The following is a 14,554-nucleotide window of genomic DNA, read 5'->3' on the forward strand; positions in this document are numbered from 1 at the left end:
AATTTCAAAAAAATCCAGTTCTATCAAGCGATTGAGTTAGGTTGATTATAACATAAAGTGATAAACTCGGGATTATAACAGATTTAAGGCCCAAACCTCAATGTTTTTGCAAGAGCTCCCGAGCCTGATTGATGGCCGATTCCGTCAATTCTTCACCCGCCAGCATGCGCGCAATCTCTTGAATCCGCTCCTCCATCTCCAAGAGACGGACGCGGGAGACCGTAGACACATCATCTGATATTTTTTCAATGAAAAATTGAAAATCGGCGATGGCGATCACTTGTGGGAGGTGCGAGATGGCAAGCACTTGGCCATTGCGACCGATTTTGTGAATTTTCTGAGCAATGGCTTGGGCAACCCGACCGGACACGCCCGTGTCAACCTCATCAAAGACAATGCTGGTCTTCCCCTCCTTACGGGAAAAGGCCGACTTGATGGCCAGCATCAAGCGGGATAATTCCCCACCACTGGCCACCTTGACCAAGGGTTTGAAGTCCTCGCCTGGGTTGGTTGAAATGTAAAATTCAATCTGCTCATTGCCATCGCGGCTAAATTTCCCCTTGCTAAACTGAACCTGGAAGCGGGCCTTATCCATATAGAGGTCCTGGAGTTCCAGTTGGATTTCTGCTTCCAACTGCTGGGCTAGCTGGTGGCGGGCTTGGCTCAGTTCTTGGGCCAGAGCTACCAAGACCTTTTCTTCTTCCTTCAACTTTTTAGCCAAGTCCTCAGAGGAAATCTGGTTTCCCGTCAGCAGCTGGTATTCTTGTGAAATTTTCTCAAAATAATCCAAGACTTCCTGAACGCTACCGCCATACTTCCGGCTAATGGCATAAATCACATCCAGGCGGCTTTCAATGTGGAGCAGGCGGTTGGCATCAAAATCCAGGGAGGAGAGGTGATCCTCCAGGCGCCGGGTCGCGTCCTCTAAGCCGTAGTAGGCTTCGGCCACTTGGCCGGCCAATTCCTTGTAAAGCGGATTGTAGTCTTCCAGGCTCTCCAGGTCACGCAAGGCTGTCCCCACATTGGACAAGGAGGATTGTTCTTCGTCATCCAGCAAATGATAGGCTGTGGTCAGGGTATCCGCAATCAACTTGTGATTCAGCAGCCGCTCCCGCTCTTGTTGCAGGCTCACATCTTCACCTGGTTTGAGAGCGGCTTCCTCAATCTCCGCCAATTGAAATTCCAGCATTTCAATCCGGGCACTATGCTCCGCTTCCTGAGTCTGCTGGCTAACCAATTGCTGGCGCAAACTCCGGTAGCGCTCAAAACTCTGGACATACCGGCCCTTCAAGTCCCGAAAAGCCTCATCGCCAAATTCATCCAAGAGGCGGCCATGCCACTGGGCCCGCATCAACTCTTCCTGGTCATGCTGGCCGTGGATATCAACCAGGTGCTGACCCACCGCTCGCAGGACGGACAGATTGACCATTTGGCCATTGATCCGGCTGACACTGCGACCATTCTGAAAAATCTCCCGCCGAATAATCAGTTCATCGCCGACCTCAATACCCTGCTCCCCTAAAATTGTCTGAATTACTTCGGGTTTTTCCAGAGAGAAGAGACCTTGGATTTCAGCTTTGGGCATGCCATGACGGATCACCTCTGTCGTCGCACGACTCCCCAGCATCATATTCATAGCATCAATAATAATTGATTTCCCAGCCCCAGTTTCCCCTGTTAGGACGGTCATCCCGTTGTCAAAGTTCAAGGTAATTTCTTCAATAATGGCAAAATTTTTGATGGAAATTTCTAATAACATAACATTACCACTTTTCTAAAGAATGTTTGAGCAGGCTTGGTTCTACGCCCTTTTTTAAGATTAGCAAAACCGTATCATCATCGGATAGGATCGAAAAAAGATCCTTGGAAAAGCGGGCCCAAATTTCCCGTTTTAAAAGGAGGGCCTGACCGGGAACCACTCGCAGGGAAATCATCTGGTCCTGAACTGCCAGCTCCAAAATCGGCGACTTTTTACCAGAGGCTTGGAATTGGTAGGCCGCGTCTGGTCCTTTGAGCACTCCCATTTCCTTTAAATCGCGAGAAACGGTAGCCTGGGTCGCCAAGATACCCTGGGCCTCCAAGTAATCCCGGATTTCTTTTTGACCACGAACCGGCTGGCCTTGGATCAAGGCACGAATCAAGGCCTGGCGCTGGTCCTTGTCTGCATTAGAATGTCTCATGGGCCTTCCTCACTGTCTCCTTAACCTGGTCAGGGGAAAGGGCTGGTCCCTGATCCAATTTCAAGTAAAGCAAAAATTCAATATTGCCTTGGCCACCGGTGATTGGTGAAAAGTCCAGGCCGTGGATACCAAAGCCCAAACCTTGGGCCATGGTCATGGTCTGGTTCAACACCGCTTCATGGACCCGGGCTTCCCGTACAATCCCTTTTTTGCCAATGGCTTCCCGACCTGCCTCAAACTGCGGCTTGACCAGGGCCACGACCTGGCCCTGGTCTTGCAAAATCGCAGCCAAACTCGGCAAGATCAAACTGAGGGAGATAAAACTCACATCAATCGAAGCAAAGCTGGGCTGGGGTTGGAAGTCCTCTGGATTGGCATAGCGAAAATTGTACTGCTCGCGGCTAATGACCCGCGGATCCTGGCGTAGCTTCCAGGCCAATTGATTGGTGCCGACATCGACTGCATAGACCTGCTGGGCTCCCGCCTGCAACATGACATCTGTAAAACCGCCGGTGGAAGCGCCAATATCCAGGGTCCACTGATCTGTCAAATCAATGCCGAACACTTCCAAGGCCTTGGCTAGTTTTAACCCGCCTCGGCTAACATAGGGCAGTGTCTCTCCCTTGATCTTGAGGGGAGTATCATTCGAAATCTTCTCACCGGGTTTGTCATAGCGGTGGCCGGTCAGGTCATGAATAACCAAACCAGCCATGACCCCCCGTTTGGCTTGTTCGCGTGTTTCAAAAAGGCCCTGCTGAAAGGCCAATACATCTACTCTTTCTTTAGCTACCAATGGCTAATCCTTCTATTCTTTCTTTCAAGACTGCTCCCTGGAATCCTTTAGCCTCCAAGGCGGTGATTTGCTGGTGGATTTGATCCAGCAGCTCAGCTAAAATGCCCTGGGCCTCCTCTAAGCCAAAAATGGCTGGATAAGTGGCTTTTTGAGCGATTTCATCCTTATTCGGGGTTTTCCCCAATTCCTGGAAGCTAGCTGTGACATCAAGGATATCATCCCGCACCTGAAAGGCTAGGCCTAGGTTTTTCCCGAGGGAATCCAAGAGCTCCCGACTCTCAACATCGAGCTCTAGCAGTACTCCAGCTGCCAAAAATGGAAAATGCAGAAGGCGGCCAGTCTTGTTTTCATGAATCCGTTGCAACTCCTCAATCGTTAGAGTCTTTCCTTCTGAACGCATATCCAAACTTTGGCCGCCAACCATGCCATAAGTTCCCGAAGCCAAAGACAAGGCCTGGGTCAACTCCACGAGCTGAGTCGCTGGTAAATCAGCTTGAGCTAACAAGGCAAAGGCATCCAAAAAGAGACTATCGCCCGCTAAAATTGCTGCTGCCTCCCCAAACTGCTTGTGATTGGTTAGTTGACCCCGGCGATAATCATCATCATCCATGGCTGGAAGATCATCATGAATCAGGCTCCCCGTATGAATCATCTCGAGAGCAGCTGCGACCTTCACATGCTCCTGACTAATCTTGAGACCAAAGCCCTCCAATAAATCTAAGAGGAGCAAGGGACGGATCCGCTTGCCTCCTGCTTGGATGGAGTAAAGAATGCCTGCAACCAATTGTGGCTCTGGGCTTGGGCTTTGATAAAAATTCTTGAGGACAGTTTCCAAAACTGCTAGCTGTTGATTCATGCGTTCATTTCCGTTTCTTGACCATCGCCACCCATAATGGTGACCATGGTTTTTTCAGCTTCTTGTAAGGTTTTTTGCAGTTCCTGGCTTAATTTCATCCCCTGTTGAAATTGCTTCAAGGCCTCTTCCAAAGGAACTTCGCCTTGTTCTAGGCGTCGAACCAGAAGCTCCAATTCCTGCATTTTTTCTTCAAATGTCTGTGTTTTGGACATGGTTTACCTCTACTTCTAAGTGGCCATCCTGAAGTTGGATGGTCAAGTGATCACCAGGCTCAACCTGGCTGCTACTGGATACAATTTTGTCGCCTGTTTTCACCAAGGCATAGCCTCGTTGGAGAATTTGGCTTAATTCCAATTGTGACAAGGCATCGCTGGCAACCTGGAACCGCTGCTGGGCTTGCTTTAAACGATCAGTCATAGCCCGCTGCAGATCAGCTTCCAAGCGTGCTAGCTGGTCTTGGGCCTTGTCCACTCTTGGGCTTGGGCTCTGGCGGATCAAGGCTTGGTGCAAAAGCTGACTCCGGTGCTGCTGGTTTTGGAGCATTTTTTCCACCGTTTGCTTGAGTTGGAGATCTAGTTGGTCCAACTTTTGCAAGTAAGAATCATAGAGACGCTCTGGCTGGCGGAAAATAATCGATTGGTTGAGAACTTCCACACGCTCCCTTTGGACCTTGAGCAGGCGGTCCAAGGCTTGCTTAAGCTGGAGCTGGCTGCGCTCAAGGGCTAGGAAATAATCAGCCTTGGTATAGGGGGTTGCCAACTCCGCCGCTGCTGTCGGCGTCGCAGCTCGCTGGTCGGCTACAAAATCAGCCAAGGTCACATCGGTCTCGTGCCCCACACTAGAAATCACAGGCAGGCGCGATTCAAAAATGGCCCGCACCACTACCTCTTCGTTGAAGGCCCAGAGGTCCTCCATGGAACCTCCACCCCGACCAACGATCAACACATCCAGATCTTCAGCCTGATTGGCCCGCTGAATTTGCTGGGCAATTTCAGCGGCCGCCCCCTCTCCCTGGACCTTGGCCGGATAAAGCCGAATACTCAGTCCTGGAAAGCGCCGATTGACCGTTGTAATAATGTCCTGAATAACGGCACCACTAGGACTGGTCACCACGCCAATTTTACGATTAAAGCGGGGTAAGGGCTGCTTATGCTCAGCCTTAAAAAAGCCCGCCTGGGTCAATTCTTTTTTTAATTGTTCAAAGCGAAGAGCCAATTCACCTACGCCAACTGGCTCTGCCTTTTCAATCACAATCGAATAGGATCCGTTGGGCGCGTAAAGCTGGACCCGACCTACGATATTAATTTGTTGCCCTTCCTCAAGCCTAAAGGGCAACTTTTTGTAGACACCTGCCCACATGGTTGCCTGAATAACGGCCTCTTCATCCTTTAAGGAAAAATACTGGTGATTAGGACGGGCCCGAAAATTGGAGACCTGCCCGGTCAAAAAGACACGCTCCAGATAGGGATCCTTATCAAATTTTCGCTTAAGATACTTGGTCAGGGTCCCGACGGAAAGATAGTCTGTCATAGTCCAGTCCTAAAGCTCTAAAGCTGCATAGGGAGTTCGATAACCAATCTGCAGGAGCTGGCCATCTTTTACCAACAAGGGACGCTTAATCAGCATGCCATCTGTTGCCAGGAGTTGAGCAGCTTCTGCAGCAGTCAAGTTGGGAACTTGATCTTTTAGGCCTAATTCCCGGTATTTGTTACCACTAGTGTTGAAAAAGGCTTTAATGGGCCAAGTTCCTTGAGCCATCCAGCTTTCCAACTGTTCTGGACTTGGGGCTGCCTGGGTCAGGTCAATAAACTGCGTTTCAATCCCCAGTGCTTTTAATTCTTTTTCAGCTGCCTTGCTGGTTGTGCAACGCGGGTGTCCGTAATAATCAAACATACTTCTAATCATCCTTTTCTTCTTGATGGTAGGCCTGGTAAAGGTCCTTGGCCTTTAAACCCGTTTCCTTGGCCAATTCCTGACTGGCGGTTTTTAGACGTTGACCTTGGCTCACCCGTTCCTTGAGGAGTTCAAGGACAGCCTCCAGGCTCTGAGCTGGCTGGGTTTCCTCTTGATAGCCCTCCACGATGAGCAGGCATTCGCCTTTGATGGGGTCTGTAAGCAGCGAATCGAACACCTCTTGGATACTTCCCCGACGAAACTCCTCGTAGATCTTGGTTAATTCACGGACCAGGACGAGCTGCCGATTGCCGTAGACAGCAAGGATTTTTTCCAAAGTAGCTGCTAGGCGATAGGGAGATTCGTAAAAAATCTGCGTTTCGGGATAGTGGCGCTTGGACTCCAAGAAGGCCTGTTGCTGGCCAGCCTTGCGCGGCAGAAAACCGTAAAAAATATGGGGCTGGGGCACCAGACCACTGGCAATCAAGGCTGTGATACCAGCTGACGGACCAGGGATTGGAACTACCTTGTAGCCTTGTTCCAGGACGGCCTTAACCAAATCATGGCCGGGATCCGAAATACTGGGCAGGCCCGCATCGGACACCTGGGCTAGATCTTGACCTTGGGCTAGGACTTCAAGAAGTTCGGGAATACGCGCTTGGGCATTGTGTTCGTGGAAGGAAATCAGGCGATTCTTGATTTCAAAATGCTTGAGCAGGGCACCGGTCACCCGTGTGTCTTCAGCTGCGATCAGGGACACAGACTCCAAGAGCTTCAAAACCCGAAAGGAGATGTCCTCCATATTGCCGATCGGCGTCGGCACTAAATACAGCGTCCCATACTCCGAGACTTCTTTAAAACTTTTTTGAATCTGCACGATTAACCTCTAAATAACAATTCATCACAGAAGGCACACTCGCCTTCTCGTTGCTGGCCATAAAAATAAGTGCACACATGAAAACCATCCAAATAAATCCGGTGCAAGCCTTCCCTTTGTTTAAAGGGTTTCTCAGGCTCACCCGTCTCAACCTGACTCAAGCGTTCCCGTAACTTCTCATTTTCAAGACGGAGGAGGGTGTTTTCTTCAATTGATTCGCGCACAGCTACTTTCATGGATTCCAGCTCATTGAGAGTACGAATGAGATGATTGCTAAAATTATCAAGGGTCACTAAAATATCTTTCTTTTCCAAGGGGCTCCTCCTTCTCTTCAAATTACAAATTCTCTAAACAAAAACGTTCCAAACTAGCTAACAAGGGAACATTGGCCTGCCAGGCAAGCCTGGCCGCCATCAAATCTTTCAAGAGTTTCCAACGCATGGGAGTGGCTGCTTGCTGCCCCAGCTGGAGTTCCAGCATATCTAAAAACAGAGCCTGTTTATCCCGGTCATCTGCTTGGGCAACCAAGGCCGATAGGACCAGGAAAGACTTGGATTCTTTTTTGAGAAACTGCTGCAACCAACTATCAAGCTGGGCATTCATCTCCAAAATCCAGTTTTGACTCAGGTTTTCCAGAAGCTGGGTGTTCCCTTGCAACAAGCTACTCAAAAACTGGGCTTGGGTTTTCAGCAGTCCTTGAGCCTCAAAGGCCGCGGTTAAATCCTGAATCCGGTCTGGAAAATAGACAAACTGGCTCCGACTGCGAATGGTCGGCAGGATCCGATCGGGGTTCTTACTGAGGAAAAAGAAATGTTGTTGCCCAGTCGGCTCCTCCATCGACTTCAGTAGGGCATTAGCCCCATTGCTGTGCATGGTTTCGGCATCACGGACAATAAAAACCTGGTGGGAGCTTTCCAAACCCGATTGCGAAACCTGGCCTAAGAGACCCTTGACTTGTTCCGTGCGGATGATCCGATTCACGGGGCTGACCACATGAAGATCTGAAAATTCTTGGGATTCAACCAGTTTGCAAGATCGGCACTTCCCACAGGGCAGGCCCTCTTGCTGATCCTCACAATAAATGGCTTGGCTGAGGTAGAGGGCCATATCCAAGATTTCTGGACCACCAGCAAATAAATAAGCATGGCTCAGACGGTCAGCCTGGATAATTTTCTGAAAACGATGCAGAAGACTAGCCTGGGTCTGTTCCAACTTCTCTGCTAAGGAGCTCATAGGGACAATCTTTCTACGATGCGCTGGAGGGCTTGATCGAGAACCTCGGGAAGATCCAAACTAGCATCTACTTTTACCAAACGATCTGGATTCTCGTCCAACAGCTGCAAATAACCTTGACGGACACGCTGATGCCAGCTCAAATCTTCCTGATCTAGTCGATCCACATCCCCTGAACGATTAGCCTGAATCCGGGCCAAGCCCTGCTCGGCTGGTAAATCCAGTAGTAAGGTCAAGTCAGGATTCTTGCCATCTGTCGCAAATTGGTTGAGCCAGTGAATTGCTTCCAAGTCCAAACCACGACCATAGCCTTGATAGGCCACCGAGGAATCGATAAACCGATCCATTAAAACCAAAGCCCCTCGCTCCAAGGCTGGTAAGACTTTTTCAACTAGGTGTTGACGACGACTGGCCATATACAGCAAGAGCTCGGTTTTGGCTTCCATCTCTGCATGGTCTGGATTGAGCAAAATTTCCCGAATTTGCTCGGCAATCCGAGCGCCCCCAGGTTCCCTGGTAACCACTACTTCCCGGCCTGTATCTGAAAAGTGACCGGCCAATTCTTGGATTAGGGTTGACTTCCCAGATCCATCTGGTCCTTCAATGGACAGTAAAAATCCCTGTTTCATAGTTCCCTCTTTTCTTAGCTACTATTATACCTGTTTTCATGAAATTTGACACTAGCTAAATCGTTCCAGGGGTACGGAAGGTACCTAAGCTCAAAAAAACAATCGGCATCTCAGAAACAAGCTGCCGATAGCTCAAAAGCTCTGGGAGAGGTTTTGAGATGGCTGATAAGGCTGGGATTGAAAAGCAACGTAAGATCCAATGGTTTTTTTAATATGAGCTTAAAATTCTATCCCACTCCCCAAAAGGTAAGGCAAAGCGAGCTGACAATGAATTCTTTTGATGTCCAAAGAGTTTTAGACTCCTTCGAAGGTGCAAAAAACTCCCCCGATTCCCGAATGGTTCATTCAAGAATCTGAGAGGGAGTTCCCTTACAGTTTAAAAAGCTTTGGCCTGGGTTTCGTGAATATAGTCCACTTGGAAGCCTTGTTTTTCGAGCTCTTCCTGAAGTTGCTCGTGGTCTGTTTGACCTTCCAATTGCAATTCAATGGTTACAGAACTATCTGCATTGGGGATATTAACAACGTTATCAATATTGAGATTACGCTCAACAACTGCGTGAACGGCACGTTCCAAGACTCCAACCTGATTGGTAGTCCGAACACGAACCCGAGTACCGGGTGCTCCATAACCGGCAACTTCCAAAAAGGCTTTGAAGACATCGCGATCTGTAATCACACCACGAAGCTCATCCCCTTTCATAACAGGAAGGATACCAACCTTATGTTTAAACATCAAGTAGACTGCATCTTCCAAGCTGGCATCTTCGTCAAGGGTAAAGACATCTCGGACCATGACATCCTTCACCTTGGTTTTGTTGAGGAGGTAGTTCATCTCATAGATGGATAGAGTTGTGGCTTTAGAAGGGGTTGCCTCTGCAATCGTACCTTCGGTTACCAAACCAACCAGTTTCCCATGATCCATAACTGGCAGACGATGAAGGTTTTGTTCCCGCATCAAATCTGCTGCATGTGCAATGGAAGTATCTGGGTCAATAAAGACCACTCGCTTTGTCATAAAATCTTTAACAGCCATATTCCAGTCCTTTCCGTCTGCTTGCTAACCGCCAAGGTAGGCCTTGCGAACTTCTTCCGATGTTAGAAGTTCTTGACCGGTACCTGCTAATACAATTTTACCATTTTCTAACACATAACCGCGATTGGAAATGGCTAGGGCCTTATTGGCATTTTGCTCAATCAATAAAACGGTTGTCCCTTGAGCTTGGATATCCTTAATGATTTCAAAAATCTCATTGATAAAGATAGGCGCTAATCCCATTGATGGCTCATCCAAAAGTAAGAGTTTCGGTGTTGACATCAGGGCCCGGCCCATAGCCAACATCTGCTGCTCTCCACCCGAAAGTGTTGCTGCATCTTGACCTTTACGCTCTTCCAAACGTGGGAAGCGCTCAAAAATTTTCTTCAAATTCCGAGCATTTTCTTCCCGGTCTTTTTTCAGAAAGGCACCCATTTCCAGATTTTCCATAACGGTTAGTCCTGGGAAAACATGACGTCCTTCTGGAACTTGTGATAGGCCTGAAGCAACAATTGTTTGTGCAGGCTGTTTGTGAATTTCCTGACCTTGAAACAGAATGCGCCCTTGACTTGGGCGGACCAAGCCGGAAATGGTCCGCAAGATACTGGTTTTTCCAGCCCCATTGGCCCCAATCAGGGAAACAACTTCCCCTTCAGCGACCTCAAAGCTGACATCATGGACGGCTTCAATCATCCCATAGTGAATGGACAGATTTTCAACTTGTAACATTGACATTAGGCTTCTCCTCCTAAGTAGGCTTCAATAACACGCTTATTGGTGCGGATCTCCTCAGGAGTTCCATGGGCGATCAACCGTCCATATTCCAGTACATAAATCCGCTCCGTTACTTCCATGACCAAACTCATATCATGTTCAATCAACATCACTGTGATGTTAAATTCTTCCTTAATTTTCCGAATCAAAGCTGTCAATTCAGCCGTTTCTTGAGGATTCATCCCAGCTGCTGGTTCATCCAAGAATAGAATCTTAGGTTGCGTCGCCAAGGCCCGCACAATTTCCAAGAGCCGCTGTTGCCCATAAGCCAAATTTTTCGCCAAGGTATCCGCATATTCTTCCAAAGAGAAGATTTCCAACAAATTTAGCGCCTTCTGCTTGTATTCCTCTTCCTTTTTATAATAAAGGGGAAGGCGGAAGAGGCTAGCCCAGATATGTGGGTTTTGGTGATTACCAAAAGCGATAAGAACATTATCAAGAACGGTTAAATCCTTGAACAAACGAATATTCTGGAAGGTCCGGCCCAGACCTAGACCCGCAATCGTATAAGGTTCTTTCCCATTGAGCTCATTGCCATCCAAGGTAATGGTTCCTTCACTTGGCTCGTAGACACCGGTCAACAAATTGAAGAGGGTCGATTTCCCCGCTCCATTGGGACCAATCAAACCCACCAATTCCCCCTTGTCCAATTCCAAGGTTACATCCCCAACAGCCGTTAAACCGCCGAAATGTTTTGTTAAGTGTTTAACTTCTAAAAGTGCCATTAGGACTTAACCTCCTTTTTTGATTTTGACAACAGATTCTTCAAACTCAATTCCCAGGTTCCCAAGAGACCACCTGGACGGAAAATCATCACCAGGATAAGGGCCAATGAGTAAACAATCATTCGGATGCTGGCCACATCTTGCAAGAGCATGTTCAAGATCCCAAGCACAACCGCTGCCACAATGGTTCCGGTCATCGAACCTAGACCACCAAATACCACGATAATCAAGATGTTGATCGAGTTGGTGAAGGCAAAGTCTTTAGGGACGACCGAACCAACAAAGCCGGCATGGAGAGAACCCGCAATACTTGCTGTGATCGCACCAAAGACAAAGGCCATAACCTTAATTTTAGTGGTGTTAATCCCAACTGATTCAGCCGCGATTTCATCCTCACGAACCGCCAAGGTTTGCCGACCAATCGGACTCCGCAAGTAGTTCAAGGTCACAATCGTTGTCAAAGCTGCTAGCAGGTAGACCATTTGCCAGGTTGTAAAGGCAGGAATCCCCAAAAGACCGGCAGCCCCGTTGGTCACCTCGCCACCATTGACAATGATAATCCGAATAATCTCAGCTACCCCCAGGGTTGCAATCGCCAAGTAGTCCCCCTTCAAACGGAGCGTTGGCAGACCAACCAAGAGGGCTACAAGACCCGCAACGGCCATCCCTGCTAGGACGGACACGATAAAACCACCATAGGTTGGCAACTGCTTCCCGATAATGGCCGTCGCATAAGCACCAATCGCCATAAATCCAGCATGCCCCAATGAGAATTGACCGGAGAAACCAACAATGAGGTTGAGACCTACAGCCAAGATAATATTAATTCCAATTTGTTGGAAGATCATTTGATAGTAGAGATTGAGCACATTCATCTCAACCAAAAGCGTAATCAAGGCATAGCCGGCAACTAGCAGCCCTGCCCAAATCATATTTTCCTTTAGATTTTTTTGCATGACTAGACCTTCTCCTTCACATTTTTACCAAGAATACCACTTGGACGTACTAGGAGAATCAAAATCAATACTCCATATACAATCGCGTCTCGGAAATCAGAGAATCCAAGCGCTGTTGCTGCCGTTTCGAGGACCCCGATCACAAAACCACCCAGGGCTGCCCCTGGAATAATTCCGATTCCGCCCAATACGGCCGCAACGAAGGATTTCAAACCAGGCGTCATCCCCATCAAAGGATCCAAGGAGTTGTAGTAAAGGGCGATGAGGACACCCGCTGCCCCTGCCAAGGCTGATCCAAGAGCAAAGGTAAAGCTAATGGTCCGATTGACATTAATTCCCATCAATTGTGCAGCGTCACTGTCAACAGACACAGCCCGCATAGCTTTCCCCATCTTGGTTTTCTTCACAATCAACTGCAGCACAATCATCAAGAGGATGGAAACTCCCAAAATCAACAATTGAATATTGGTCATTGAAACTGGACCAAGCTCATAGCGGACTGTTTCAATCACTTGTGGGAAAGGCCGTGGATTAGCACCAAAGAAGAAGACCATTCCATATTCCAAGAGGAAAGAAACCCCGATTGCGGTAATCAAAGCTGCAATCCGCGTTGACTGGCGCAGCGGCCGGTAAGCCAAGAACTCAATCAAGACCCCAAGGGCTGCGGTTCCAACCATGGCCAATAAGAGGGCCACAAAGAAATTTAAGTGGAGGGTATTAATGAGGAAATAACCTAGAAAGGCTCCCATCATATAAACATCCCCATGGGCAAAGTTGATCAAGCGAATAATTCCATATACCATGGTATAGCCCAAGGCAAGAAGAGCATAAATACTTCCCAAGATCAGCCCATTCAATAATTGCTGTAGTATCATTCTAAATAATCTCCTAAACGACTTAGTCTGGTTGTACCGAAACCGCTTCTTCAACCTTACCTTTTTGCATGGTCATCATAAAGGCTGATTTGCTGGTATTGTGATCGGCATCAAAGCTAGTTTTACCGGTTACCCCGTTATAGTTCTTAATCTTAGTCAGGTTATCCCGAATCTGGATGGAATTATCAGCTCCCTCCATCGCTTTGGCCATCATTTTCATCGAGTCATAAGCCAAGGCTGAGAAGGTACTTGGTTCTTCTTTAAAGCGGTCACGGTAAGCTTTTTTGAAGGCTTCCGCTTCTTCGCTGGTTTTTACAGTGGAAGAAAAACCAGATACAAAGTAGATATCATTGGCTTTCTCAGCTGTCGCCTGTTGGACAAACTCCTCTGAGTTCAAACCATCTCCACCAACAATCGGTTGATTCAAGCCCATCCCCCGCATTTGGTTGACAATCTTACCAGCTTCTGTATAGTAACCTGGCAGAACCATGGCATCAAAGTCCTTGCCTTTCATTTTTGTCAAGGCTGCTTGGAAGTCGGTATCCCCAGCGATAAAGGTCTCTTCAATCACAATGTCACCTTTATAGGCTTTCTTGAAGGACTTGGCAATCCCTTTGGCATAGTCACTCGAGTTATCGGTAAACAAGGCTACTTTTTTAGCCTTCAAATTATCCGCAACATACTTGGCAATGATTCGCCCTTGGTAGCTATCTTGAAAGGTTCCCACAAATAGGAAGTCCTGGCCAGCCGTCAAACCGTCTTGTGTCGCACTCGGTGAAATCACCGGTACACCCGCAATAGTAGCTTTCGGAATCGCTGCTGCAGTCGCACCAGAGGTTGCAGGGCCGACAATGGCATTGACTTCCTGTTGAATGGCCAAATTGGTTGATACTGAAGCTGCTTCTTGAGTTTCCGATTTATTATCTTTAGAAATGACTTCAATTTGCTTGCCATCAACACCACCTGCCTGGTTAATTTCCTCAACAGCTAGCAAGGCTCCTTTTTGCTCCACAGATCCATAAGCGGCTACAGAACCAGTATTTTCAAAGTTAAAGCCGACCTTAATAGTCTCCCCAATCTCTGTTCCCTTAGCTTTAGAACCGTCCGCAACTGGCACTTGGCTACAAGCTGCTAACAATGTCATAGAGGCCAGCAGGACTGTGGCCACTAACGTTTTACCTTTCATAAAACTACTCCTCTTTTTTTATAGAGTCTAATATATAGAATTGTCAGAAAATTGTCAATACATGTTCCCGATTTTTTACTTATTTTCTCATGAAAACTTTCATTTTTCCTTTCACAAATTAAAAAGCGGAATATCAGTCTCCGCTTTCTAGGGTTCCTAAATCGATACCTTGATAGGTGAGGGGCAATTCTGTTAACAAACTGGTTTGAATATCCCGTACAAAAGACTGCCCTTGCAATTGGGCGATAATCGACGATAGCTGGTCTGCTTTTACAAACAATTGAACATAGCGTAAGCGCCGGGAGTGATAAGCAATATCCCCATAGGAACTCAACTTGCGCCGATCCCGATTATAATATAGATAAACATACAATGACCGATGTTGAACCTTTGCTTCCATAGCCTCTCCTTTTAGAACCATTTTATCATAAGAAATAGGCAAAAACTAGTCTCCCCAAAGGAAAATCAACCCAAATTATTCATACCTCAAACAACTCCGTGTAAATAGCTAAAAAATCATCAGAAATTGCCAAAAAACAATGGC

At 47.6% G+C, this 14,554-nt stretch carries 18 protein-coding genes; all 18 read right to left on the minus strand.

What is annotated here, in order from left to right; translation table 11 throughout:
- Window positions 1–97: 97 nt before the first annotated feature.
- The 18 genes from recN to N4310_RS03935 all read right to left on the minus strand — a co-directional run bounded on the left by recN (window position 98) and on the right by N4310_RS03935 (window position 14,410).
- The gene (gene recN, locus N4310_RS03850) at window positions 98–1,759 is read right to left on the minus strand and encodes a DNA repair protein RecN (protein WP_262092130.1); all 1,662 of its coding nucleotides are present in this window, start codon (window positions 1,757–1,759) and stop codon (window positions 98–100) included.
- Window positions 1,760–1,763: 4 nt separating this feature from the next.
- Window positions 1,764–2,180 (minus strand): arginine repressor, encoded by a 417-nt coding sequence (locus N4310_RS03855; protein ID WP_262092131.1) that lies wholly within the window; start codon window positions 2,178–2,180, stop codon window positions 1,764–1,766.
- Window positions 2,167–2,973 carry a TlyA family RNA methyltransferase gene (locus N4310_RS03860; RefSeq protein ID WP_262092132.1) on the minus strand — a complete coding sequence of 269 codons (807 nt, stop codon included), beginning with the start codon at window positions 2,971–2,973 and terminating at the stop codon, window positions 2,167–2,169. The genes N4310_RS03855 and N4310_RS03860 overlap by 14 nt, the downstream gene beginning before the upstream one ends.
- Window positions 2,963–3,829, minus strand: coding sequence for a polyprenyl synthetase family protein (locus tag N4310_RS03865; protein ID WP_160332483.1), 867 nt, complete (start codon window positions 3,827–3,829; stop codon window positions 2,963–2,965). The genes N4310_RS03860 and N4310_RS03865 overlap by 11 nt, the downstream gene beginning before the upstream one ends.
- On the minus strand, window positions 3,826–4,041 hold the full coding sequence (locus tag N4310_RS03870; RefSeq protein ID WP_160332482.1) for an exodeoxyribonuclease VII small subunit: 216 nt from the start codon (window positions 4,039–4,041) through the stop codon (window positions 3,826–3,828). The genes N4310_RS03865 and N4310_RS03870 overlap by 4 nt, the downstream gene beginning before the upstream one ends.
- Window positions 4,019–5,359 carry an exodeoxyribonuclease VII large subunit gene (gene xseA, locus N4310_RS03875; RefSeq protein WP_262092133.1) on the minus strand — a complete coding sequence of 447 codons (1,341 nt, stop codon included), beginning with the start codon at window positions 5,357–5,359 and terminating at the stop codon, window positions 4,019–4,021. The genes N4310_RS03870 and xseA overlap by 23 nt, the downstream gene beginning before the upstream one ends.
- Before the next feature lie 9 nt (window positions 5,360–5,368).
- Window positions 5,369–5,722: a Spx/MgsR family RNA polymerase-binding regulatory protein gene (locus N4310_RS03880; protein ID WP_262092140.1), complete on the minus strand. Its 354-nt coding sequence runs from the start codon at window positions 5,720–5,722 to the stop codon at window positions 5,369–5,371.
- 4 nt (window positions 5,723–5,726) lie between these two features.
- Entirely contained in the window at window positions 5,727–6,599 is an 873-nt protein-coding gene (rsmI, locus tag N4310_RS03885; protein ID WP_262092134.1) for a 16S rRNA (cytidine(1402)-2'-O)-methyltransferase, read from the minus strand.
- Window positions 6,600–6,601: 2 nt separating this feature from the next.
- Window positions 6,602–6,913, minus strand: a complete 312-nt coding sequence (locus N4310_RS03890; protein WP_160332479.1) for an initiation control protein YabA — start codon at window positions 6,911–6,913, stop codon at window positions 6,602–6,604.
- A 22-nt stretch (window positions 6,914–6,935) separates the two neighbouring features.
- The gene (locus N4310_RS03895) at window positions 6,936–7,832 is read right to left on the minus strand and encodes a DNA polymerase III subunit delta' (protein ID WP_262092135.1); all 897 of its coding nucleotides are present in this window, start codon (window positions 7,830–7,832) and stop codon (window positions 6,936–6,938) included.
- Entirely contained in the window at window positions 7,829–8,461 is a 633-nt protein-coding gene (gene tmk / locus N4310_RS03900) for a dTMP kinase (protein WP_262092136.1), read from the minus strand. Before tmk ends, N4310_RS03895 begins: the two co-directional genes overlap by 4 nt.
- Window positions 8,462–8,837: 376 nt before the next feature.
- A complete protein-coding gene (locus tag N4310_RS03905) occupies window positions 8,838–9,494 on the minus strand; it encodes a CBS domain-containing protein (protein ID WP_262092137.1) in 657 nt (218 codons plus the stop codon).
- 24 nt (window positions 9,495–9,518) lie between these two features.
- Window positions 9,519–10,229 carry an ABC transporter ATP-binding protein gene (locus tag N4310_RS03910; protein WP_160332475.1) on the minus strand — a complete coding sequence of 237 codons (711 nt, stop codon included), beginning with the start codon at window positions 10,227–10,229 and terminating at the stop codon, window positions 9,519–9,521.
- Complete coding sequence (locus tag N4310_RS03915; RefSeq protein ID WP_262092138.1) at window positions 10,229–10,993, minus strand: ABC transporter ATP-binding protein; 765 nt, start codon at window positions 10,991–10,993, stop codon at window positions 10,229–10,231. The genes N4310_RS03910 and N4310_RS03915 overlap by 1 nt, the downstream gene beginning before the upstream one ends.
- Window positions 10,993–11,949, minus strand: a complete 957-nt coding sequence (locus tag N4310_RS03920) for a branched-chain amino acid ABC transporter permease (protein WP_160332473.1) — start codon at window positions 11,947–11,949, stop codon at window positions 10,993–10,995. The genes N4310_RS03915 and N4310_RS03920 overlap by 1 nt, the downstream gene beginning before the upstream one ends.
- A gap of 2 nt (window positions 11,950–11,951) precedes the next feature.
- Window positions 11,952–12,821 carry a branched-chain amino acid ABC transporter permease gene (locus N4310_RS03925; protein WP_262092141.1) on the minus strand — a complete coding sequence of 290 codons (870 nt, stop codon included), beginning with the start codon at window positions 12,819–12,821 and terminating at the stop codon, window positions 11,952–11,954.
- Window positions 12,822–12,846: 25 nt separating this feature from the next.
- A complete protein-coding gene (locus tag N4310_RS03930; protein ID WP_262092139.1) occupies window positions 12,847–14,010 on the minus strand; it encodes an ABC transporter substrate-binding protein in 1,164 nt (387 codons plus the stop codon).
- Window positions 14,011–14,143: 133 nt separating this feature from the next.
- Window positions 14,144–14,410 (minus strand): DUF2129 domain-containing protein, encoded by a 267-nt coding sequence (locus tag N4310_RS03935; RefSeq protein WP_160332471.1) that lies wholly within the window; start codon window positions 14,408–14,410, stop codon window positions 14,144–14,146.
- Between the last annotated feature and the right edge of the window lie 144 nt (window positions 14,411–14,554).

The sequence above is a fragment of the Streptococcus danieliae genome (assembly GCF_025447695.1).
Classification (GTDB): Bacteria; Bacillota; Bacilli; order Lactobacillales; family Streptococcaceae; genus Streptococcus; species Streptococcus danieliae.

Excerpts from the sequence above, each read along its gene's own strand:
- N4310_RS03935 (WP_160332471.1), bottom strand. The coding sequence starts at position 14,410 with ATGGAAGCAAAGGTTCAACATCGGTCATTGTATGTTTATCTATATTAT.
- N4310_RS03930 (WP_262092139.1), bottom strand. The coding sequence starts at position 14,010 with ATGAAAGGTAAAACGTTAGTGGCCACAGTCCTGCTGGCCTCTATGACA.
- tmk (WP_262092136.1), bottom strand. The coding sequence starts at position 8,461 with ATGAAACAGGGATTTTTACTGTCCATTGAAGGACCAGATGGATCTGGG.
- N4310_RS03855 (WP_262092131.1), bottom strand. The coding sequence starts at position 2,180 with ATGAGACATTCTAATGCAGACAAGGACCAGCGCCAGGCCTTGATTCGT.
- recN (WP_262092130.1), bottom strand. The coding sequence starts at position 1,759 with ATGTTATTAGAAATTTCCATCAAAAATTTTGCCATTATTGAAGAAATT.
- N4310_RS03880 (WP_262092140.1), bottom strand. The coding sequence starts at position 5,722 with ATGTTTGATTATTACGGACACCCGCGTTGCACAACCAGCAAGGCAGCT.
- N4310_RS03905 (WP_262092137.1), bottom strand. The coding sequence starts at position 9,494 with ATGGCTGTTAAAGATTTTATGACAAAGCGAGTGGTCTTTATTGACCCA.
- N4310_RS03910 (WP_160332475.1), bottom strand. The coding sequence starts at position 10,229 with ATGTCAATGTTACAAGTTGAAAATCTGTCCATTCACTATGGGATGATT.
- N4310_RS03920 (WP_160332473.1), bottom strand. The coding sequence starts at position 11,949 with ATGCAAAAAAATCTAAAGGAAAATATGATTTGGGCAGGGCTGCTAGTT.
- N4310_RS03915 (WP_262092138.1), bottom strand. The coding sequence starts at position 10,993 with ATGGCACTTTTAGAAGTTAAACACTTAACAAAACATTTCGGCGGTTTA.
- N4310_RS03865 (WP_160332483.1), bottom strand. The coding sequence starts at position 3,829 with ATGAATCAACAGCTAGCAGTTTTGGAAACTGTCCTCAAGAATTTTTAT.
- N4310_RS03870 (WP_160332482.1), bottom strand. The coding sequence starts at position 4,041 with ATGTCCAAAACACAGACATTTGAAGAAAAAATGCAGGAATTGGAGCTT.
- xseA (WP_262092133.1), bottom strand. The coding sequence starts at position 5,359 with ATGACAGACTATCTTTCCGTCGGGACCCTGACCAAGTATCTTAAGCGA.
- N4310_RS03895 (WP_262092135.1), bottom strand. The coding sequence starts at position 7,832 with ATGAGCTCCTTAGCAGAGAAGTTGGAACAGACCCAGGCTAGTCTTCTG.